We start from the raw sequence: 21,657 nt of genomic DNA on the forward strand, positions 1-21,657 counted from the left end.
TCCCTGTGATGAAAGGAGCGGCTCCTCTATGGCGACCTCTCTCCCCATGCCCACTCCCGACTACAGCCTGACTCCGGACCAGCTCGCCGAGCTGTCCGACCGCAGCCTGCTCATCCGCTTCCTCGAGCCGGTGCTCGCCCCTCTGCGCGGCGCGTCCGATATTCGCAAGAAAGAAGCGTTCGATGCGCTGCCGCAGAAGCTTCGACCGCTGTTCCTGCTGCGCGTGCTCGACGGGCACGCTGCCGGATCCGCCTGGGAATACTATGTCTGGACAGGCATGCTGCTCCAAACGCCTGATACATGGGCGGGGCTGCTTGCAGCTTTTCGGGAGCTCGGCTCGCTGGAGCTGCTCGAGACGCTCGCCGATACGGCCGCCGTCCATCGCAAGCGGCTTGAAGGTAAATCGCCGGCTCCGCCTCCGGCCGCATCCGATTTCGAGCGCGAGCCGGGGCTTCGCGCGGAGATGGAGGCGCTCCATGCGGCTTACGAGCCGGCAGTGGCCGAGGCTTACCGCGCCGCCGCCGAGCGGGTGCGGTCCGCTCTTCGTCAAGCAGCCTATCCTCCGGGTGCCGGGACAGGCTCCGAATAGGATCGGGCCCGCATGGGCGGATCAAGCCTCTGGAAGAGTACGCGGACGAGATCGGAGCCTTGCCGGCATCCGATGCCGTACGCCCATCTGTACGAATTCCTGCTCTGACCTGCCACACGAACCAAGAGGTGATCGCATGTCACGACCGACCTTTCTGCTCGCCCCCGATTCGTTCAAAGAAAGCATGACGGCCAAGGAAGCCTGCATCGCGATGGAGGCCGGCCTGCGCAAGGCGTTCCCCGACGCCCGCTTCATCCACGTCCCGATGGCCGACGGCGGAGAAGGCACCGTCCAGTCGCTCGTCGACGCGAGCGGCGGCCAGCTCGTCGCCGAGGAAGTGGCCGGCCCGCTCGGCGAGCGCGTCCTTGCCCGCTACGGCATCCTGGGAGACAGCGCCACCGCCGTCATCGAGACGGCGTCCGCCAGCGGCATCCAGCTCGTGCCCAAGGAGCAGCGCAACCCGCTCCTCGCCACCACCTACGGAACCGGCGAGCTCATCCGCGCCTGCCTGGACCGGGGCATTCGCAAAATCATCGTCGGCATCGGCGGCAGCGCGACGAACGACGGCGGGGCCGGCATGGCGGAGGCGCTCGGAGCCCGGTTCCTCGATGCGGACGGCGCCGAGCTGCCCCGAGGCGGCGGCAGCCTCGGGCGGCTGGCCCGGGTCGACGTGTCCGGGTTGGATCCGAGGCTGGCCGAGGCCGAGATGATCGTCGCCTGCGACGTCACGAATCCGCTTTGCGGCCCGACCGGAGCGTCGCATGTGTTCGGTCCGCAAAAAGGCGCGACGCCGGAAATGGCGCTGGCGCTGGACGCCGCCCTGTCCCGCTACGCGTCCGTCCTCGCGGAGCAGCTCGGCAAGCCGGTCCGCGATCTCCCCGGAGCCGGAGCGGCCGGCGGACTCGGAGCGGGATTGCTCGCGTTCACGCCGGCGACCTTGCAGCGGGGAATCGACATCGTCATCGACTGCGCCGGGCTGCGCGAGAAGCTGGCGGAGGCGGACTATTGCTTCACGGGCGAGGGCGGCATGGACTTCCAGACCCGGTTCGGCAAGACGCCGTTCGGCGTCGCGAAGGCGGCCAAGGAGGCGGGCAAGCCCGTCATCGCGCTGGCCGGATATGTCGGCGACGGCGCGGAGACGCTGTACGAAGAGGGCATCGACGCGATCTTCGGCATCGTGCCGGGAGCGTCCGAGCTGGAGCGGCTGCTCGCGGACGGGCCGAAAAACGTGGAGCGGACCTGCGAGAGCATCGGCAGGCTGCTCAAGCTCCAGCAGCCGCCGCGAGAAGCGCTGTAAGCCCGCCCTGCGCTCCCGGTAGCCGCCCTCCTGCCGGCCATGCTACGATAGGGAGAACACGACCATCCCGCCGAGAGGAAGCTGACCCCGTGAATGAACCCCTGCTGACCTACACCCTCGCCGATGCGCGTCCGGAGGACCTGCCGGCGATCGTGGACATCTACAATACGACGATCGCGGGCCGCATGGTGACCGCCGATCTGGAGCCGGTGACGCCCGCCCAGCGGCAGGCCTGGTACGACGAGCACTCGCCGGACTTTCGCCCGCTCTGGGTGCTGAAGGACGGCCAGGGCGCCGTCGTCGCCTGGCTGAGCTACCAGTCGTTCCACCCGCGCGCCGCCTACAACGGCACGGCCGAGATCAGCATCTACCTCTCCCCCGCCCTGCGCGGCCAAGGCCTCGGAGGCAGGCTGCTGCAGCGCGCGATCGACGCCTGCCCGGGCCTCGGCATCCACTCGCTCGTCGGCCTCGTGTTCGGCCACAACGAGCCGAGCCTGCGCCTGTTCGAGAAGCATGGCTTCGACGTCTGGGGCCGCCTGCCCCGCGTCGCGGTCCTCGACGGCGTCGAGCGCGATCTCGTGTATGTCGGGCGAAAGATCTCTACCGCTTGACTGCGCGACGCGCTTGAACAAAAGAGCTGCCCCTGCGGTCCATCTCATGGACCCGCAGAGGCAGCTCTTTTTTCAACGATCGGACAGGCGGGCATCCGCCCCTACGACAACGACCTTGCGTCCGGTCGAGGCGCCGCGCAGCAGCTCCTTGGCGGCGGCCGGCACCTCGGTCAGCTCGACCTCGGCGATCAGCTCCTCCAGCCGGCGAGGCTTCAGATCGCCGGCCATCCGCTTCCACAGCCGCTTGCGCAGCTCCCTCGGCGCCCATACGGAGTCGATGCCGTGCAGGCTCACGCCGCGCAGGATGAACGGGTATACGCTCGTCGGCAGCTCGCCGCCGCCGGTCAAGCCGCAGGCCGTGACGGCTCCGCCGTACTTCATGCGGCTGAGCAGGCTGGCCAGCATCGTGCCGCCGACGCAGTCGACCGCTCCCGCCCAGCGCTGCTTGTCGAGCGGCCGCGCCTCCTGCGGCTGCAGCTCCTCGCGAGGCAGGATCCGCGCCGCGCCGAGCTCCCGCAGCCGCTCATGCGCTTCCTCCTTGCCGGAGACCGCCTCCACCTCGTAGCCGAGCCGGGCCAGCATCGAGACGGCGAGCGTGCCGACGCCGCCGCTCGCGCCGGTGACGACGACCGGTCCCGACGACGGAGAGACGCCGCTGTCCTGCAGCCGCTGTACCGACATCGCCGCGGTCAGGCCGGCCGTGCCGAGCGCCATCGCCTCGCGCTCGGTCAGGCCTTTCGGCAGCGGAACCGCCCAATCGCCGGGAACCCGCGCGAACTCGGAGTAGCCTCCGTGCTGGCTGACGCCGAAGCCGTAGCCCGTCACGATCGCTTTGGTCCCCGGCTTGAGCCGCTTGTCCGAGCTCTTGACGATCTCGCCCGCCGCGTCGATGCCCGGGATATGCGGGTAGCGGCTGACGATGCGCCCGTCGGGCTCCATCGCCAACGCATCCTTGTAGTTGATGCTGGAATAAGCAACCTTCAGCAGCAGGTCGCCCTCCGGCAGGCGCGCCTCCTCCACGGTCTGGACGGACGCCTCCGCTTGATCCTCCCGACGGTCCGCCACGAGCGCTCTGAAATGCATGGGGATTCCTCCTATCGGTTATTTCGCTTTTAATAGAATGAGCTTGCTACAAAACGGCTCATCAGTGAAAATGAATCTAACAACCCTTTGGGCAGAGAAAGGAATCCTGCCGTGCTTAATGAACATTTTATCCAATCCGCCTTGCGAAATCTAATGGCTGCGAAACAGCTGAGAGTCGATCCGCTTCTGCTAGACGTCGGCGTTTATTTAGCGGGATATGCGGCAGAATGTAGTTATAAAGCCATTCTCGAATACTATATGAACGTCTCGACTGCCAAAGCCTTTCAGCATAATTTGAGCGAAATGAGCCTCAAAGGCTTGAAACGCTTGAAAATGCTCATGCCTCACACCGAATCAATGTCTTTGCCCTCCCTCGATTCAAATGCGGTTCTTTATCGGCATCATCCTGAACGTCGATATGCTGCGAATTATTTATGGGAGCAGGAAGAAGCGCGTGAAGCGATCGAATCGGCCTCGCTCTTGGTGGAATCGACTCTTTTTGAAATGATTCTCGATGGAAAAATAGAGCGAAAGGAGCTCGGTCTGTCATGATTACTTTTTCCGATGCCCTTCGAGAGTGCCAAAAGGCGGTCCTGGACACGAACTTGGATGAATACGCATCCGAAATCACGATCATCCGGGATGTCAAAGGCAAAGTCAGGCTGATGGCGGACGGCGTTGCTCCGTCCGATCTGGAAGCGTGTCAGGCAGCGGAGATCGAGCTGGCTCGCAGGCTTGGCGTGTACTGGGGAGATGATCTGTGGGTACGCTCTCCCCATGAGCGCGATCCGCATCGATCCCTTGCCGACATCGTCAAATCGGAAAGAAAGCCAGTTGAATGGGAGTCCGATCTGATCCTTTCCAATCCGTCCTCCTGCAGCCTCTTTATTTTAGAACGACATGCGGCAAAAAAAAGCTGGGTGGAGAAAAATGCGAATGAGCCATTATGGCCCTTCCAGCTCGTGCAGGAAGGCCGTCGCCCTGCTATCGTTTCGTTCTATTCCTTTAAGGGCGGTGTCGGGAGAACGACCGCGCTAGCGGCCGTAGCCGTCAATCTCGCCCGTCAAGGGCTGAGGGTCGGCATTGTCGATTTCGATCTGGAGGCGCCCGGGGCGGGGAGCCTTTTTTATCCTAGGGAAACGGTATCTTTCGGAGTCGTCGATTATCTGATTGAAAAACCGATTCAAGGAAAGCAATGGTCCATTCGCAATCACCTTCAGGTCGTCTCTGATCAGCAGATTCTGGGAGATCAGGGAGAAACGATTCAACTGGTGCCTGCCGGGGTGATCGACGATCTTTACATGGAGAAGCTTTCCTGCATTGATTTCCATTCTCTTACCACAAATGATGCAGGAAAAAGCATTCGGGACTTGATTCGCGAGCTTTCGACAAGCGAGTATCGATTGGATCTTATTCTTGTCGACGCCCGCGCCGGTTTCCATGACATCGGCGGAATGGCTTTGACACAGCTCTCCCACGCTGCCGTCCTGTTCGGAGTGCAATCGGAACAAACCTGGTCCGGCCTGCGCCATGTCATTCGCCGCGCCGCCAACCTTTACGGCGATGCCCCGCTGCCTGTCATCATGGTGCATGCCATGGGACCAGAAGTCGGACTCGCGACTCAAGCTCAAGAAACGGCGATGTTCCGCGAAAGAAGCTACGACGTGTTTTTGGAAAATTACTATGGAGAAGGCGAAGTGGAGCGGATCAACACGAACAATGAGGATGAAGCCTTCTACCCTATCGTCGTTCCATACGATTCCAAGCTTCGAGGAGAAGTATCTCTTTATGGCGAATCAACGAGAGATATTGTTGAACTGTTTACAAGAGACAGCGGCCCTTACGTCAAGCTAAGCCGCAAGCTGTTAAGAATATTGGGAAAGGAGTCAGGTCATGCTGAGTGAGCTTAAACAAGAGCTTTTGCACGATATGAGCAAGATAACCAACGGCGGCATCACCGAAGACGAGGCCGGGGACAGCGATGCCGCATTGAAAAACTTTCTATACAACCCGGCCCATAAACGCGTCCTTGAGCCTGGAATCATCCTCATTCTTGGCGGCCGCGGGGCGGGGAAATCCGCTTTGTTCGAGATGCTGTCCGGCAAAAGCGGCCGAGAAGCGTTCACCTCGACTGCCCTGAACTCGCATCAGCCGAGCCAGGAGACATGGATTTCGGGATACGGCAGGAGCAAGGAATCCCGAATCAGCCTTCCCGCACCGGAGACAATCGAACGGGTCATTTCCAGCGCCAACAACTATCGAATCCGCTCTTTTTGGGTGGGGCTGTGGGTCGGCCAGCTTCTTCAGCATGATTCAGCGGAGCATCTTCGGCCTTTCTTCAACTCTTTGCCGCCGAGCTTGATCGAAGCGCTCACAAAGTCGTTAGGGGTGATCCAACGCTGGCTGCCTGACGTCGAAGAGCATTTGGATTACATTAATCAAGCTTTCGACGAAATGGACCAGCACTTGGCGGAACATGGACAGTGGCTTTATATGACGTATGACGAACTCGATCGGCTGACGACTTCGCACGACAAGCTGGCTGGCCCCATTCGGGAGCTGCTTGCCTTCTGGCTCGATCGCTACCGCAGATGGGAGCGAATCCGCCCCAAAATCTTCTTGCGGTCGGACTTGTTCCAACAAGATTATTTAGGCTTTCCCGATGCTTCAAAGCTGAGGCCGCATCAGCTGCAGCTGGAATGGACCACCTCGTGGCTGTATCAGCTTTTGATCAAGCGGATGGCCAATGGAAGCGACCGAATGAAACAGTATCTTGACCAGATTCCGGGATTGATCGTTCGCAAAGACGATCAGTTCGGCTATATTCCAACGCCAGATGAAGCGCTGCATGAAAAATTCATGACCCATCTTGTCGGGGAATTCATGGGCGCGGACGCGAGAAAAGGAAACTCATACCGCTGGGTTCCGAACCATCTTCAAGATGCGGAGAAAAGAATCGCCCCTCGCTCCTTCCTGAAGCTATTCGCCGGGGCTGCCCTGCAAGAGCTGAAGCGATTTGATTCCAAGCTGCTGCTTCAGAACAGGCTTGTGCAGCCATCCGCGCTGCAAGGAGCGCTGATGGAAACTTCCGAAGACCGCATCGCCGAACTGGCGCAAGAAGAATACCGGTGGCTCAACCATCTCAAGCCGAATCTGTACGGCATTACCGTACCGGCTCAAAAAGCCATATTCATCGATGCGATCAAACGTACGGAATGGACCAAAGACCAGCCTTTGGTGACTCAGCCTTCCGAGCTGATCGAATACATGAAGTCGCTCGGAATATTGGAACAGCGGTCGGATGGACGCATCAACATGCCTGAAATCTACTTGTACGGATTCAGAATGAAACGCATGGGCGGAGTGAAGCGTCCGAAATGACCAAAAGCGCCTGGCCCTGTTGGGGCCAGGCGCTTTTGGCGTCCCGCTCAAGGCGAATCCTCGGCCCAGCGGACCTGGTTGCGGCCGCTCCGCTTCGCGCGGTACAGCGCCCGGTCCGCCGCGGCGAGCAGCCGCTGGAAGTCGGCCCGATCGGCGGAGCTCGCGGTCGAGCCGCCGATGCTGACGGTCACCCGCGCCGGCCGGCTCTCCTCCTCGGCCTCCAGGCCGGCTCCTTCCATTACCGCCCGGCGGATCCGCTCGGCCATCTCCTGCGCCTGATCCGCCCGGGCTCCCGGCAGCGCGACCGCGAACTCCTCGCCGCCGATCCGGCCGAACAGCGCGCGCCGCTCGACGACCTGCTGCACGGAACGGACGAAGCCCTTGAGCGCCATGTCGCCGACTTGATGCCCATGCTCGTCGTTGATCCGCTTGAAGTGGTCCAGATCGAGCACGATCAGGCTGAACCCCTCCCCGTCCTCGAGGCTGAGCGACAAATGGCGCTGCGCCCGCTCCATGAAGCCGACTTGATTGTAGATGCCGGTCAGCCCGTCGGTCGATGCGCGGCGGCGTAAGTCCTGCTCCAGCCGCTTCGTCTCGGTAATGTCCGCGATGACGGACAGGCTGCCGAAGTAGACGCCCCGTTCCGACTCAAGCGGCGTCACCGTGATGCTGAGCCATACCTGCTGCTCGCTGCTCCCATCCGGGAAGGAGAGCTCGATCTCCAGCTCGCTGCGGCGCTCATGCGCCTGCAGCCACGACTCCGCTCCCGGCAGCAGCAGCGACAGCGGCAGCGCCGTCCAGTTGCTCCCCTCCTGCGCTCCGGCCTTGACCAGCAGCCGATAGGCGGAAGGATTGTAGTCCATCAGCCGATGGTCGGCATCGAGCACGACGACGCCCTCTTTCATGCTCTCGATCAGCTTGTCGCGGGCGAACGGCACGATATGCAGCAGCTGATAGCGGTAAAGGCCGTAGAAGATCATGATGCAGGCGGGAAGAAGCGAGGACAGGATCGAGCCGGCCGGAGTGGCGGACAGCTCGGGGTAGATCAGATTCGCGCTGATGCCGAGCACCGGCAGCAGCGCGCCTACGGCCATCAGCCCAAGCTGCCTGCGGCGCCGGCCGGCAGCGTCCCAAGCCGCTCGGAGCAGCAGCGACGCCCCGACCAGCTGGACGAGCTGCGTGTAGCCGATGAACAGCGTGCCCAGCGTCGTGCGGTGCGCGACGGTCAGGCCCGATGCGCTCACATGGACCTCCTGCCGCATCAGATGATGGGCGGTGTCCGTGAAGAACAGGATGAGCGCCGTGAGCGAGACGACCGACAGGGCGATGATGAGGCCCGGACGGATCCAGCGCTCGAGCTCGGCATGGACCATCGAGAGGAACAGGCTGGCAATCGGGAACAGGAAGATCGAGATTTGCGTCGCATTCCGCCAGAACAGCTTGGCTTCGAATTCCGGCATGGAATACTGCATGAGCACGGTGAAGCTGAAAAAGGCCGACAGCACCGCCATCCATATATAAAAGATCGTCCCCGGCACCTGCCGGAAACGGAATAGAATCAGCGACAAGGCAATCGGCACGCAAGCCGCCACAAGGCAGGAAGCGGTCATCAGCATAAGCAGTCCTCCACCAGTACGATTGATCCCCGGCCTTTCTCGGCCGCCGGGAAGCGGACGGATTCCGGGATATCTATTTCTTCGGTAAATTAGGCAACGAGAGTTAATTCCGGCCGCGGATCGGCATGCGTCGATCAAGTGAACAAAGCGGCATCATGTTAGAATGACTCCTGCAAGCGGATTCATAGGCAACGCAATGCGGCATTTCGGCCGACCTTCAAGGAGGAGGAACAGAACCATGAATCAAGATCCGATCCGCATCGGGGTCATCGGACTCGGCAATATGGGCTCCGCGCATGCCGGCTATTTGGCGCGGGGCGAAGTAGAGGGAGCGGTGCTGACGGCAGTCGCCGATCCCGTCGCGGCGCGGCGCGACTGGGCCCAGGAGCAGCTCGGGAACGAGGTGCGGACATACGGCAGCACGCAGGAGCTGATCGCCTCGGGCGAAGTCGACGCCGTGCTGATCGCGACGCCTCATTACGCGCATCCGGAAGAGGCCAAGGCGGCATTCCGCGCCGGACTGCATGTTCTGGTCGAAAAGCCGGCCGGCGTCTACACGAAGCAGGTGCGGGAAATGAACGAGGCCGCAGCGGCGAGCGGGCGCGTCTTCTCCCTCATGTACAACCAGCGCATGAATCCGCTCTACCGCAAGATGCGGGAGCTGATCGCGGACGGCGAGCTCGGCGAGCTGCGCCGGATCAACTGGATCATCACCGACTGGTACCGGCCGCAGAGCTATTACGACAGCGGCGGCTGGCGGGCGACCTGGGCCGGAGAGGGCGGCGGCGTGCTGATGAACCAGTCGCCGCACAACCTCGACCTTTTCCAATGGATTACCGGGCTGATGCCGTCGCGCATCCGCGCCTTCTGCGGCTTCGGCAAGCATCGGGACATCGAGGTGGAGAACGACGTGACGGCCTACGCCGAGTATGCGAACGGCGCGACCGGCGTCTTCATCACCTCGACCTGCGACGCCCCCGGCACGAACCGGCTCGAGATCAGCGGGGAGCGGGGCAAGCTCGTCGCCGAGGACGGCAAGCTGACGTTCTGGAGGCTGCGCGTCCCCGAGCCGGAGTTCAACCGCGACTACAAGGGCGGCTTCGGCTCGCCGGAGACGTGGCGCATCGAGGTTCCGCTGCCCGGCGGAGATCCGCAGCATCACCGCGCCGTCACGCGGAACTGGGTGGACGGGATCCGTACCGGCGCTCCGCTCGCCGCTCCGGGCGAGGAGGGCATCCGCGGACTCGAGCTGTGCAACGCCATGCTGCTGTCGACGTGGACCGACGGCTGGGTGGAGCTGCCGCTCGACGAGGAGCGCTACCTCCAGGCGCTGCAGGAGCGGATCGACGCCTCCAGCAGCCGCAAGGATCCGGCCGCGGCCGGCGCCAGGCTCGACGTGCAGGGCACGCACTGAGCCCGGCCGGTCAGGGAAGCTAGACGCAGGACCGAGAAAAAGGAGGAAGAACACCGATGAGCAAGGACGGCATGAACTACGCGCCGGAGGGCAAGCCGCGGCCGGTCGTGGAGCAAGGGGAGTTCCGCTTCGCGGCGGCGCATCTCGATCACGGCCATATCTACGGCATGTGCAACGGCTTGACCGAGGCGGGCGGCACGCTCGCCGCGGTCTACGATCCGCAGCCGGAACGCGCGGCCGCGCTGGCCGCGCGCTATCCCGGCGCCGTGGTGGCCGGCTCGCTGGAGGAGATTCTCCAGGATCCGGACATCCGGCTCGTCGCGGCGGCCGCGGTGCCAAGCGAGCGAGGCCCGCTCGGCGTGCGCGTCATGGAGCACGGCAAGGACTATTTCACGGACAAAACGCCGTTCACGGAGCTGGCGCAGCTGGAGCTGGCGCGCCAGACGGCTGCCCGCACCGGGCGCAAATACGCCGTCTACTTCAGCGAGCGGCTGCATGTGGAGAGCGCCGTCTTCGCCGGCAAGCTCGTCGAGGACGGCGCGATCGGGCGCGTCGTGCAGGTGATCGGCACCGGACCTCATCGGCTGAACGCTCCTTCCCGGCCGCGCTGGTTTTTCGAGCGGGAGCGCTACGGCGGCATCCTGTGCGACATCGGCAGCCATCAGATCGAGCAGTTCCTGCACTACGCCGGCTGCCGCGACGCGCAGGTGCTGAGCAGCAAGGTCGGCAACTTCGCGAACCCGGACCATCCCGAGCTCGAAGACTTCGGCGATGCGACGCTGCTCGGCGACAACGGCGCGAGCCAGTACTTCCGCGTCGACTGGCTGACGCCGGACGGACTGTCGACCTGGGGCGACGGCCGGACGATCCTGCTCGGCACGAAGGGCTACATCGAGCTGCGGAAGTACGTCGACATCGCCCGCGGCTCCGGCGGCGACCAGCTCTACCTCGTCGACGGCCAGGGCGAGCACCGGATGGAGCTTGGCGGCAAGGTCGGCTTCCCTTATTTCGGCCAGCTGATCCTCGACGTGCTGAACCGCACGGAGAACGCCATGACCCAGGAGCATGCGTTCAAGGCGGCCGAGCTCTGCCTGCGCGCGCAAGCTCAGGCGATCCGGATCGACAGCGGAGCGGGCGTCCTGCAGGCGCAGGCCCAGGCGGCTTCCGCCTCGGCAGCCGCGCAGGAATCCCGATCCGACTCCCCGCAAGGAAAGGAGCTCCGTCCATGAGCATTCGCCTGTCCGTCTTTACCGTCGCCACCCCGGACCTGCAGCCGGAGGAGCTCGCCGCCTCGGCGGCCGCCGCCGGCCTGCAGGGCATCGAGTGGCGCTACGCCCGCACCTCCGACGAGGCGCGCCAGCAGGCTCCGTCGTATTGGGGCAACAACCTCGCCACCATCCCCGTGGACGCCTCGGAGGAGGAGCTGGCTCGCTACGAGCGGGCCGCCTCCGCCGCCGGACTGCGCAGCATCGGCATCGCTCCCTATCTGCGCTGCGGCGATCTCGACGCGGCCGAGCGCGTGCTGGCCGCCGCTCGTTCGCTCGGCGCGGACATGATCCGGCTCGGCCTGCACGGCTATGACCGCACGCGGCCGTTCGGCGAGCTGTACGAGGAGCAGCGCCGCTACTTGGCGGAGGCGGCCGTATTATGCCGCCGCTACGGCGTCAAGGGCGTCCTCGAGACCCACCACGGCACGATCGCGCCGAGCGCCTCGGCGGCCGCGCGCCTGCTGGAAGGACTTGATCCCGATGCCGTCGGCGTGCTGCTCGATCCCGGCAACATGGTCCACGAGGGCTTCGAGAACTACCGGATGGGCATGGAGCTGCTCGGGCCGCATCTGGCTCATGTGCACATGAAAAACGCCGCTTGGACCTCGACCGAGCGCGAGGACGGCAGCGTGCGGTGGACATGCGGCTGGGCGGGCATGCGCCGCGGCATCGTCGACTGGGCGCAGGTGACGGCGGATCTGGCCGCCGTAGGCTACGACGGCTGGATCGGCGTCGAGGACTTCAGCGGCGAGCACCGCTCGCCGGAGATGCTGCGGCAATTCGCCGCCTACATGCGCGAGCTGCTGCAGGAGAGCGCGGCCCGCTAGCCGAGCCAGACGGCTTTTGCGCGGGGAAAGGGGCGGCGCGGCTCTCGCGGCGCTCTGCGCCGTGCGAGATGCCGGGAGATGGACCGCTCTCGCTTAGGCGGGCGGCAAGAAAAACGGGACGAAGCCGTCATCGACGGCCTCGTCCCGTTTTTTTGGGGGGAAAAGGATTTCTTCGAACTCCCCGGCAACCGACGGCGGAGCTTCTCCGTGCCATATTTGCCACTGAGGAGAGCTATTCCTCGCCGGCCGAGCTACACCCGCGGCGGCTGCATGCCGAAGCCCGCCCAATCCTCCAGCACCGGTCCATACAGATCGACCGGGCGCAAGCCGGCCTGGCGCATGAGCACGGACAGCTGGCCGCGATGATGCACTTCATGCTGGATCAGAATTCTCAGCGTGAGCGAATTGGACCACGGCTCCCCGTACATGTCATGCCGCGTCGCAAGATCGCCGTCCCTCCACTGCTCCCGCACCGCATCGGCGATGCTGCTCGCCGAGCGCTCGTACGCCGCGGCGATGTCCGCCGACGACGCCGGCACCTCCTCTTCCCGCCCCGGCTCCGCGAGCCGCAGCCCCGTGCGCGTCAGCATCTCGTACGGGCTGAACGCGATATGCCAGGCCAGCCGCCCCAGATTCCGTCCCTCTTCCCAAACGGGCTGCGTCAGAGAAGCGTCCGTCAGGGCTTGCAGCATCCGCAGCGTCCCCTTCGACTCCAACGTCCATTCCTCTACGAATTCATCAACGGTCTTGAACATTTCATTTCATCCTCCCGGAGATCGATTCCGGCCGCGCCTCCCTGCGAAGCAAAGAGATGCCGCTAGCCTCTCCGAGCATAACCCGCTTCCGCTGACAGCTGCCTGTCAGCGGCGGCCTGCTCCCGCTCGCCGGCAACGCCGTACAGGCGCGCGACCGCCTCCGCCTCGGCCCGGACGGCCTCGGCCAGCTCCGGCGGCGACAGCACGCGAGCGCCCGTGCCGAAGCCGAGCAGCCATGCGACCAGCCAAGGCTCGTCGGGCTGCCGCGACTCCACGAGCAGCGCGCCGCCCGGCCGCTCCTCCATCCGGATCACGCTGTCGAGCGTGCCGAAGTAATCTTCGGCACGGGTCCGCGATTGCCGTTCGAAGAGCACCGCGATGTCCTTCACGCGATGCCCTCCCTCCATGCCCGAGCCGAACCAGGCGAGCGACTCCTCGTCGCCTGGATCCTCCCGGCGCACGAACGTCTCTGCGCCCGCCTCCAGCTCGCGCGCCCGCGACAGGCGGAACAGCCTCCAATCCTGCCGCGTCCGGCAGAAGCCGTGCATATACCAGACGTAGCCCTTGAGCACGAGCCGGTACGGCTCGCAGCTGCGCTCCGTCCGCTGTCCGCCGGCATCCGTATAGGCGAAGCGGACGACGCGCCGCTCGCGGATCGCTTGCCGGAGCGTGGCGACCTTATCCTTTTCCCGCGCGCCGCCTCCCCACGGGTTGAAGTCGATGACCATCTCCTCGGACGCGCCGCCGATCCGCTCCCGGTCCGCGGAGGACAGCATCGCCCCGACCTTGTCGAGCAGCCGGGAGATGTCCCGGTCCTCGAGCGTGGAGGAGATGCCTTTGAGGGCGACGACGAGCGCCTGCAGCTCCTCCATCGTCAGAAACTGCCTCTCCAGCCGGTATCCCTCCATGATCTCGTAGCCTCCGCCCTCTCCGGCGTACGAGACGATCGGAATGCCGGCCAGGCTGAGCGTCTCCATGTCGCGATAGACGGTGCGCAGCGACACTTCAAAGCGCTCGGCCAGCTCCTTGGCGCCGATCCGCTTCCGCCCCAGCATGAGCATCGTAATCGCAAGCAGGCGGTCCAGCTTCATCGCGCCCATCCTCCCTCGTTTTCGTCCAGACTGAGTTCCTGCGGCTATCGTACCCTGCCCGGCCTCCGCCATCAAGGGCGCTATTGCGAAATAGAAGGAGGAACGAACTGGATCCGGATCTGCGAAGGACCCGTGCGCTCCAGCACCCGGTACCCGCCGGAAGCGGCCGTCGCCGTGCCCCCCGCGGCAGGCCGGCACCAGCCATCCGGCTCGCAGGTGCCGTCGTCGCGCACGAGCAGCTTGCCCATCAGGCCGACGGCGACCCATTCCGGCCGCATCCGCCTGGATTCGTAAAGGCGCGACGGATCCCAATCCGGGTTCAGCTTCGGCACCGTCCGGGTCGAAGCCGGCTGCAGCAGCCGGCCGTTTTCGTCCAAGCGCTCCGGCACCAGCAAGTCCTCATACAGGACCCGGCCCCACTCGTCGCGTTGATAAGCCCCTTGCCAGCGCAGCTCGGCCGCATCGCCGACGATCGCCGGCGAGCCGCTCACGATGCCGAGCACATAGGTGTCCGCGGCTTCCGCCTTGCGGATCTTCATCCCTGCCAGCGTCACAAAGCACCCCGGCTCGAGCGCCGCCCCGTCCGCCGTCTCGTACATCTCCGCGTAATCGGCCCCGCCGGTATTGTAGGTGCCGTCGATATACATGTTGCCCGTGCTGCCTTGAAGCACGGCGGCCAAGCCCGGCGCCGCCTCATTGGCGCCGTTGGCGACATGCCAGGAGTACGGGTAAAGCGTCGAGCCGTACTGGCCCATGATATGGGAGTTGTAATGCCCCGCCAGCACCGTCGTCGACTCGCCTTCCGCATGGGAACCGGAAGAGGCGGCTGTCGTATTCAGTCCTTCGGCATGGCTGGCAAAGGCGGACGCCGCCGTATTGACGCCTTCCGTATGCGAGCCGAATTGGCTCGACACCGTGTTGCTCCCTTCTGCATGCGAGGCGTATCCCTGCGCGGTGTTGTTGAAGCCTTCCGCATGGGAGTATTCGCCCGAAGCCGTCGCGCTGCCTCCTTCCGCATGGGACACGCCGCCGGTGGCCTGGCTGTAGTAGCCTTCCGCATGCGAATACAGGCCGGATGCCGTCGTATAGCCGCCCTCGGCATGGGCGACGACTCCGGTAGCGAGCGATTGGAAGCCCTCCGCATGCGAATAGCTTCCTTGCGACTGCGTCTGGTACCCTTCCGCATGCGAGTAGTTGCCCGCTGCGATCGAGCCGCCGCCCTCCGCATGGGAGGTCAGTCCGGTCGCCTGCGAGCCGTTGCCTTCCGCATGGGAGAAGTCTCCTTCCGCCTGCGTCGCCGTCCCCTCCGCATGAGACGCCTCGCCGATCGCCGCCGTGCCGTCGCCCTCGGCGTGCGAGGCGACTCCGGCCGCGTTGGTCAGGATGCCTTCCGCATGAGCCGCCGTATTGCCCGCCGTCGTCTCGAAGCCTTCCGCATGGGATGCCGAGCCGCCCGCCGTCGTCGTCGAGCCCTCCGCGTGGGAGCTGTCCGCCGCCGCTTCGGTCATGTAGCCCTCGGCATGCGAGGTCGCTCCAAGCGCCCGCGTCGCCTCCCCCTCGGCATGGGAAGACGCTCCGACCGCCGTCGTCAGACTGCCCTCCGCGTGCGCCGCATCCGCTTCCGCGATCGAGCGGAAGCCTTCCGCATGGGACGCCGAGCCGGCCGCGACCGTCGTCGAGCCTTCGGCATGAGCGCTGTCCGCCGTCGCTTCCGTCAAATAGCCCTCCGCATGGGAGCCCGTGCCGAAAGCCGCCGTCAAATGGCCCTCGGCATGCGAGGCGATGCCTGGAGCCGACGTGCCCGAGCCTTCGGAGTGCGAGGCTCCTCCGGATGCGCTCGTCTGGCTGCCTTCCGCATGCGACGCGTCCGAGCTCGCCGTCGTACGGAAGCCCTCCGCGTGCGAGGCGGAGCCTTGGGCGACCGTGCCCGAGCCTTCCGCGTGCGAGCTGTCGCCGATCGCCTCCGCGAGGTAGCCTTCCGCATGGCTGCCGCTCCCTTGGGCGAGCGTCTCGATTCCTTCCGCATGGGAAGCGAATCCGAGGCTGTTCGTCGCCGAGCCTTCCGCCGTGGAGCAGGGACCGGCCGCATTTCTCTGACAATCCATGATCCTTCCTCCCGTTCTATGAATCTCGTATTGGTCAAGCTTGTTCACTTTATTCATCCAATCGGATTTCGTCCGGGCGGCGCGGCAACGACCCATTGGAAAGAGGCTGGTCACTCGCGATGGGGAATGCTATGCTGGCACTATCCGTCCCACGAGGAGGCGAACGACATGCTCCCGGCAATCAGCGACCGGCAAGGGATGATCGAATTCTCGTACCGCTCGACCTACCCGGTCTTGCCGGATTTCCATTCCCATACCCATTATGAAATCTACTATTTTCATGAAGGCGACTGCACCTACCTGATCGGCAACCGGATCTACCGGCTGGAGCCGGGCGACATGCTGCTCATGTACGGGATGACGCTGCATCGGCCGAAGGTTTCCGGTCCTGCGCCGTACGTGCGCAGCTTCATCCACTTCGATCCCGAGCCGCTGCGAGCCGCCGAGCCGCCGTCCGCCCATACCGGCCTGCCCGGCTCGGTGCCGCTGCTGCAGCCGTTCGAGGAGCTCCGCAATTACCGGCTGCAGCTGCGGGGCGAGCTGCGGGCCGAGGCCGAGGAGCTGCTGCTGCGCATGCATCGGCATCAAGGGGAGGAAGGCGCGGTCGCCGCGCGGCGGCTGCGTCTGGCGTTCGAAGACCTGCTCTGCTTCGTCTACGAGCGCTGTCGCGAGCCGCTGCGCCTCGGGGCGGGCGGGGGAGGGCGCGGCTCCCGCGACAAGGAGGCGATCGCCCAGGAGGCGATGGATTACGTCGAGCGGCATCTGAGCGAGGAGCTGGAGCTCGGCGGCATCGCCAGCGAGCTCCATGTGAGCCGCTCCTACTTGTCGCGCACATTCAAGGAAGTGACCGGCGTGGCGCTGTTCGACTATATTTACCGGCAGCGCATCAACCAGGCGCGCATCCGCTTCCTGCTGGAGCCGGACGCCTCCGTCACCGACGTCGGCTATGCGGTCGGCTTCAAGCATCCCGCCCACTTCAGCCGCTTGTTCAAGCGCCTGATGGGCGTGTCGCCCGACCGGTATCGGCGGGGGATGTGACGGCTGTCGATTCGCGTCAGATATGATCACATAGACCTATTCTAAAATCAAGACTAACAGCCCATTTCTTTTTTAAGAAACGGGCGTTTTTTCGCTTTTATTTGAAAACGAGCAAGAAAATAAATCATTGTAGTAAAGCATCACCGCAATTATCGGGTAAAGTTTCAGCGTATAGACGCATAAAACACATCTGTTTTTCCCCAATTTCTGCTAGACAAGCCCAATTTGTCAGAGTATTCTTAGATTACTTTGTTGAAAGATGACAGAATTATCGACCGTCAATGTTATTTAAGCTGTCATCTCAACAACGCCCTCATCCTTTTACAGAAAGAAGGTCCTTGCTTGCACAATTCGAAACGCAAAGCCATCTCCAAGGCGCTGTCGGCCACGCTGACCGCAGCGCTCGTGTTGACGCCGTTCGCGTCGACCGCAGCAGCGGCCGAGCCGGCCGTGACGCCGGGCATCCTCGCCGGCAGCCTGTCCAAAGGCCTGCAGCCGCTCATCTCTCCTCGCCTCGACACGACCTCCTCCGAACGGATCAAGGTCATCGTCCAGCTCGACGGAGCTTCCATCTCCGAAGGCAAATACGCCGCGAAAATGGGCGTCAAGTCCCTGAGCGCCGAAGCGACCGAGGCCAGCATCAGCGGGCAGCAGTCCCGCTTCATCTCCCAGGCGCAGAAGCTCGGCATCTCCCTGGACGTTTCGTACCAGTTCGACACCGTGCTGAACGGCATGGAAATCGAGCTCCCGGCCAATCAGATTCCGAAGCTCGCCTCCCTCTCCGGCGTCAAGTCGGTCTATGAGAACCGGACCTTCTACTCCATTCCGGATACGAGCCCGACTCCGCTCGGCGCGGACCCGGCCGACTGCAAGTGCGACATCAGCCCGCTGACCCAGATCGGCGCTCCCGATGCCTGGGCCAAAGGCATCACCGGCAAAGGCATCAAGGTCGGCGTCATCGACACCGGCGTCGACTACCTGCATCCGGACCTGAAGGACGCCTATGCAGGCGGCCACGATTCCTATTTCAACGATGACGACCCGTACGAGGAAATCCCGGACGCCAAGAGCGGCAACACTGGCACCTCGCACGGCACACATGTGTCCGGCACGATTGCTTCCCGCGAAGCGAACGAGACCGAGTACTCGCAAAAAGGCGTCGCGTACGAGTCGGAGCTGCATGTGTACAAGGTGCTCGGCTTCAACTATGAGACGGGCCGCTCCTCCGGCTCCTCCGCGCAGGTCATCGACGGCATCGAGCATGCGGTCGAGGACGGCATGGACGTCATCAACCTGTCGCTCGGCTCCGACGATGCCAAGGACGCGTTCACGCCGGATGCGATCGCGCTCAACAACGCCGTGCTCGCCGGCGTCGTCGCAGTCGTAGCCAACGGCAACAACGCCGAGGATTCGGAGCAGCACTTCTATTCGATGGGCTCCCCGGCGTCGAGCCAGCTGTCCATCTCCGTCGGCGCGGCGACGAGCCCGAGCGCTACATACGGCGCGGAAGTGACGGCATCCGTCTACCGCAAGGACAGCCTGGAGACGGTGACCGGCTCCGTGTATGATCTTGACCTGCCGATCGTCTCCTGGATGATCAAGCACAACGACTTCGCATCCGATATCGGCACCGGACCTCAGGAAGCGATCTACGTGAATCTGGGCGCCGAAAAAGATTATAAAGACAAGGATGTCAAGGACAAGATCGTCCTCGTCTCCCGCGGCTCGACGACGTTTGTGGACAAGTTCCTCCAGGCCCGCAAGCATGGAGCCAAGGCGGTCGTCATTTTCAACGGCAAAGATGACTTGAAAGGCAATGCGGACCTGAGCGAATCGATTCCGGACCGCGACGGCGAGATCGGCAACTTCTACGGCGACGGCTTCACCGTTCCGGTGCTCGATCTGGACGGCAAGACCGGCCGCGCTCTGGCACGCTTCGCGACCGCGAGCGGCAACTCCAACGTTTGGTTCGACTTCGCCAAGTACACGTCCGAGCAGGACCCCGGCGACCGCATGGCGGGCTTCAGCTCGCGCGGACCGAACGCCGACGGCATCCTCGGCATCAAGCCGGACGTCGTCGCTCCGGGCGTCGCGGTCATGTCCACCTGGCCGGCCTACGGCAAGGGCATCCCGGGCGCGTCCTATGACGAAGCGTACAGCCGCAGCAGCGGCACGAGCATGGCGACGCCACACGTAGCCGGCCTGGCGGCTCTGCTGCAGCAGGCTCATCCGGAGTGGACGCCGTTCGACATCCGCGCGGCGCTGGCCAACACCGCCGATCCGATCTCCGACGAGGACGGCATCCGCTATGACGTCTATTCCCAAGGCGCAGGCCGCGTCAACGTCGCCAAGGCGCTGGAAACTCCGGCCCTGCTGCAGACCGTCGAGCAGCTGACGCTGTACGACGTGAACATGAATCCGGTGCCGACGACCAACTACGGCGACAACGCCAGCTTCGGCGTCATGGCCGCCGGCAGCGCGGAGAAGTCCATCACGCTGCAGCTCAACAACGTGTCGGACAAAGCTCTTACCTACACGGCTTCCTACGAGCTGCACACGAGCGTGACGTCCGATCCGGCAAACCCGATCGCCACGCCGGATACGAGCAAGATCCAAGTCTCCTTCGGCGGACTGACCGGCCAGACCGTGACGGCCAACGCCTACAGCAAGCAGCCGTTCAGCCTGAGCGTCAAGCCGGCAGCCGATGCGGAGGCGGGCGTCTACGAAGGCTCGGTCGTGCTGAAATCGGCCGGCCATCCGGATCTGCACATTCCGTTCGTCGTCCATGTCGGCGACAAGACGCCGGACACGGGCTACGGCATCCAGGACGTAGCGCTTACCTCGCGCCAGCTGTCTCCGAACGGCGACGGCGTGAATGACAGCATCGAGCTGAGCTTCCGCCTGGCTGCGGAAGGCATGAACTATTACGAGGTCGCCATCTCCGACATCAATGACGATACGATCGGCTATCTCAACGTCACGGACGCCACCGGCTCTGCCAAGGCGTTGGAGAAGAAGACGTACAAGCATAGCTTCAACGGCATCTATTCGCTCGATGCGGATTATGAGGACGTAGACGGAGCGCTCAAGGACGGCTCCTACGCGTTCACGATCGTCGCGGCGAAAATTGCAAACGGCAAAGTCGCCGCGCAAACGCTCGGCTACATTCCGTTCACCGTCGTAAACAGCAACTACAGCACCGGTGGCGGCGGAGGCGGAGGCTTCACAGGCCCGATCGTCGCTCCGTCCCCGACTCCGGTGCCTGCGGCAGCCGGCGAGGCGCTGAAAGCCATCGCGGCCCAAGGGCTGGCGCAGACGACCGTGAAGAGCACGACCGTCTCGGAAAGCGCAGCGACCGTCACGACGGTCACCTACGCCGACCTGCAAGCGGCGATCGGCACCGGCAGCGTCAAGCTGGCGCTCGTCGTAAACGCGACGGCCGAATCCGGCAAAGCATCCACGCTTAGCCTGCCGGCCGATCAACTCCAGCTGCTTGGCACGGCTCCGGCCGGCAGCGCGCTTTACCTGAACACCGGCAAGGAATCGCTTGAGCTGCCTCTGTCCGTGCTCGCCTCCGTGCCGGCCGGCAGCGGACTGGAGCTGATCATCCGCTCCGCCGCGGACGAAGCGTCCAAGTTCTCCGGCGCGACCGTGCTCGGCACGCCAGTCGCCTTCGAGGCGAACGTCGTGAGCGCGAGCGGCTCCGTTCCGCTGAACGTTCCGTCCAAAACGTTCCTGAAGCGCAGCTTCACGCTGGACAAAGGCGTTTCCGCCGAAAAAGCGGGCGTGCTGTTCCTCGCGGGCGGCAAGCAAGCTCCGGCTCCAGCCGTATTCACGACGCAGGAGGACGGCACGACGACCGTCGTCGTCAGCCGCCCTGGCTTCTCCACCTACGCTGCGGCAAGCGGTGGCGCGGCCTTCACCGACATCGCCGGCTCGTGGGCTCAGTCCCGCATCCAGTCGCTGTCCGACAAGCTGCTGCTGAACGGCACCGCTGCCGGCGCCTTCACGCCGAAAGCGAGCGTGACCCGCGCCGAATTCGCAGCGATGCTGACGCGCGGCCTCGGCCTCACGACGACGTCCAAAGCTCCGTTCACCGACCTCGCCTCCGGCGCCTGGTATACGGATGCCGTCAGCGCGGCCTATGCGGCCGGCCTGATCAACGGCTACGCCGACGGCACGTTCCGTCCGAACGGCATCATCAGCCGCCAGGAGCTGGCCGTCATGCTGGCCAAAGCGGCCGACCTGGCCGGAGCCAAGTCGGATAGCGGCAAGTTCACGACCTACAGCGACGCCGGCAAGTTCGGCGCGTTCGCCAAGGACAGCATCGCTGCCGTCACGGCATCCGGACTGATGGAAGGCTCCGCAGGCGCCTTCGATCCGCTCGGCTCGACGACGCGCGAAGCGGCGGCGACCGTGCTGCACAAGCTGCTAAGCGGCGCCAAGCTGATCTAGCTTTCCCTCGCGGCCGGGAGGCGCTCCCCCGCTCTCCGGCCGCAGCTCCCGAAAGGCACCAGGATCCGACACTAGGTCCTGGTGCTTTTCTCTTTTATTCTCGTCTATGGTACTTCTTTCTCACTGA

At 64.1% G+C, this 21,657-nt stretch carries 16 protein-coding genes; 11 read left to right on the top strand and 5 right to left on the bottom strand.

Annotated features, from left to right (window positions below):
* Positions 1-28 precede the first annotated feature (28 nt).
* The 3 genes from H582_RS0107000 to H582_RS0107010 all read left to right on the top strand — a co-directional run bounded on the left by H582_RS0107000 (position 29) and on the right by H582_RS0107010 (position 2,497).
* A complete protein-coding gene (locus H582_RS0107000) occupies positions 29-589 on the top strand; it encodes a hypothetical protein (RefSeq protein ID WP_127464512.1) in 561 nt (186 codons plus the stop codon).
* 136 nt (positions 590-725) lie between these two features.
* Positions 726-1,886 carry a glycerate kinase family protein gene (locus H582_RS0107005; protein WP_028597967.1) on the top strand — a complete coding sequence of 387 codons (1,161 nt, stop codon included), beginning with the start codon at positions 726-728 and terminating at the stop codon, positions 1,884-1,886.
* Positions 1,887-1,975: 89 nt separating this feature from the next.
* Positions 1,976-2,497, top strand: coding sequence for a GNAT family N-acetyltransferase (locus H582_RS0107010; protein WP_240478961.1), 522 nt, complete (start codon positions 1,976-1,978; stop codon positions 2,495-2,497).
* Positions 2,498-2,569: 72 nt separating this feature from the next.
* Here H582_RS0107010 and H582_RS0107015 read toward each other — a convergent pair whose 3' ends face one another.
* Positions 2,570-3,580 (bottom strand): oxidoreductase, encoded by a 1,011-nt coding sequence (locus tag H582_RS0107015; protein ID WP_043111037.1) that lies wholly within the window; start codon positions 3,578-3,580, stop codon positions 2,570-2,572.
* 111 nt (positions 3,581-3,691) lie between these two features.
* Here H582_RS0107015 and H582_RS0107020 point away from each other — a divergent pair, with 111 nt between their 5' ends.
* Genes H582_RS0107020 through H582_RS0107030 form a run of 3 tightly spaced genes read left to right on the top strand, consistent with a single transcriptional unit; the run spans position 3,692 to position 6,961 of the window.
* Positions 3,692-4,132: a HEPN domain-containing protein gene (locus tag H582_RS0107020; RefSeq protein ID WP_028597970.1), complete on the top strand. Its 441-nt coding sequence runs from the start codon at positions 3,692-3,694 to the stop codon at positions 4,130-4,132.
* Positions 4,129-5,484, top strand: a complete 1,356-nt coding sequence (locus H582_RS0107025; protein WP_028597971.1) for a KGGVGR-motif variant AAA ATPase — start codon at positions 4,129-4,131, stop codon at positions 5,482-5,484. The genes H582_RS0107020 and H582_RS0107025 overlap by 4 nt, the downstream gene beginning before the upstream one ends.
* The gene (locus H582_RS0107030; RefSeq protein ID WP_028597972.1) at positions 5,474-6,961 is read left to right on the top strand and encodes a P-loop ATPase, Sll1717 family; all 1,488 of its coding nucleotides are present in this window, start codon (positions 5,474-5,476) and stop codon (positions 6,959-6,961) included. Before H582_RS0107025 ends, H582_RS0107030 begins: the two co-directional genes overlap by 11 nt.
* A 47-nt stretch (positions 6,962-7,008) precedes the next feature.
* Here the strand turns inward: H582_RS0107030 and H582_RS0107035 are convergent, their stop codons facing one another.
* A complete protein-coding gene (locus H582_RS0107035; protein WP_028597973.1) occupies positions 7,009-8,577 on the bottom strand; it encodes a histidine kinase N-terminal 7TM domain-containing diguanylate cyclase in 1,569 nt (522 codons plus the stop codon).
* Positions 8,578-8,815: 238 nt separating this feature from the next.
* On the opposite strand from H582_RS0107035, the gene H582_RS0107040 reads away from it, so the two are divergent.
* Genes H582_RS0107040 through H582_RS0107050 form a run of 3 tightly spaced genes read left to right on the top strand, consistent with a single transcriptional unit; the run spans position 8,816 to position 12,086 of the window.
* Positions 8,816-9,991, top strand: a complete 1,176-nt coding sequence (locus H582_RS0107040) for a Gfo/Idh/MocA family protein (RefSeq protein WP_028597974.1) — start codon at positions 8,816-8,818, stop codon at positions 9,989-9,991.
* Between the two features lie 56 nt (positions 9,992-10,047).
* The gene (locus H582_RS26400; protein WP_084136775.1) at positions 10,048-11,220 is read left to right on the top strand and encodes a Gfo/Idh/MocA family protein; all 1,173 of its coding nucleotides are present in this window, start codon (positions 10,048-10,050) and stop codon (positions 11,218-11,220) included.
* 2 nt (positions 11,221-11,222) lie between these two features.
* The gene (locus H582_RS0107050; protein ID WP_028597975.1) at positions 11,223-12,086 is read left to right on the top strand and encodes a sugar phosphate isomerase/epimerase family protein; all 864 of its coding nucleotides are present in this window, start codon (positions 11,223-11,225) and stop codon (positions 12,084-12,086) included.
* 251 nt (positions 12,087-12,337) lie between these two features.
* On the opposite strand, the gene H582_RS0107055 is transcribed toward H582_RS0107050, so the two are convergent.
* The 3 genes from H582_RS0107055 to H582_RS26410 form a co-directional block, all read right to left on the bottom strand.
* A complete protein-coding gene (locus H582_RS0107055; protein ID WP_028597976.1) occupies positions 12,338-12,841 on the bottom strand; it encodes a DinB family protein in 504 nt (167 codons plus the stop codon).
* Positions 12,842-12,903: 62 nt separating this feature from the next.
* Entirely contained in the window at positions 12,904-13,932 is a 1,029-nt protein-coding gene (locus H582_RS26405) for a helix-turn-helix transcriptional regulator (RefSeq protein ID WP_240478963.1), read from the bottom strand.
* 80 nt (positions 13,933-14,012) lie between these two features.
* Complete coding sequence (locus H582_RS26410; protein ID WP_052333039.1) at positions 14,013-16,037, bottom strand: peptidase G2 autoproteolytic cleavage domain-containing protein; 2,025 nt, start codon at positions 16,035-16,037, stop codon at positions 14,013-14,015.
* Positions 16,038-16,205: 168 nt separating this feature from the next.
* On the opposite strand from H582_RS26410, the gene H582_RS0107070 reads away from it, so the two are divergent.
* Both H582_RS0107070 and H582_RS33115 read left to right on the top strand, forming a co-directional pair.
* A complete protein-coding gene (locus H582_RS0107070; RefSeq protein WP_028597978.1) occupies positions 16,206-17,075 on the top strand; it encodes an AraC family transcriptional regulator in 870 nt (289 codons plus the stop codon).
* Positions 17,076-17,417: 342 nt separating this feature from the next.
* The gene (locus H582_RS33115) at positions 17,418-21,530 is read left to right on the top strand and encodes a S8 family serine peptidase (protein ID WP_028597979.1); all 4,113 of its coding nucleotides are present in this window, start codon (positions 17,418-17,420) and stop codon (positions 21,528-21,530) included.
* Positions 21,531-21,657 lie beyond the last annotated feature (127 nt).

The organism is Paenibacillus pasadenensis DSM 19293 (assembly GCF_000422485.1).
Classification (GTDB): domain Bacteria; phylum Bacillota; class Bacilli; order Paenibacillales; family Paenibacillaceae; genus Paenibacillus_O; species Paenibacillus_O pasadenensis.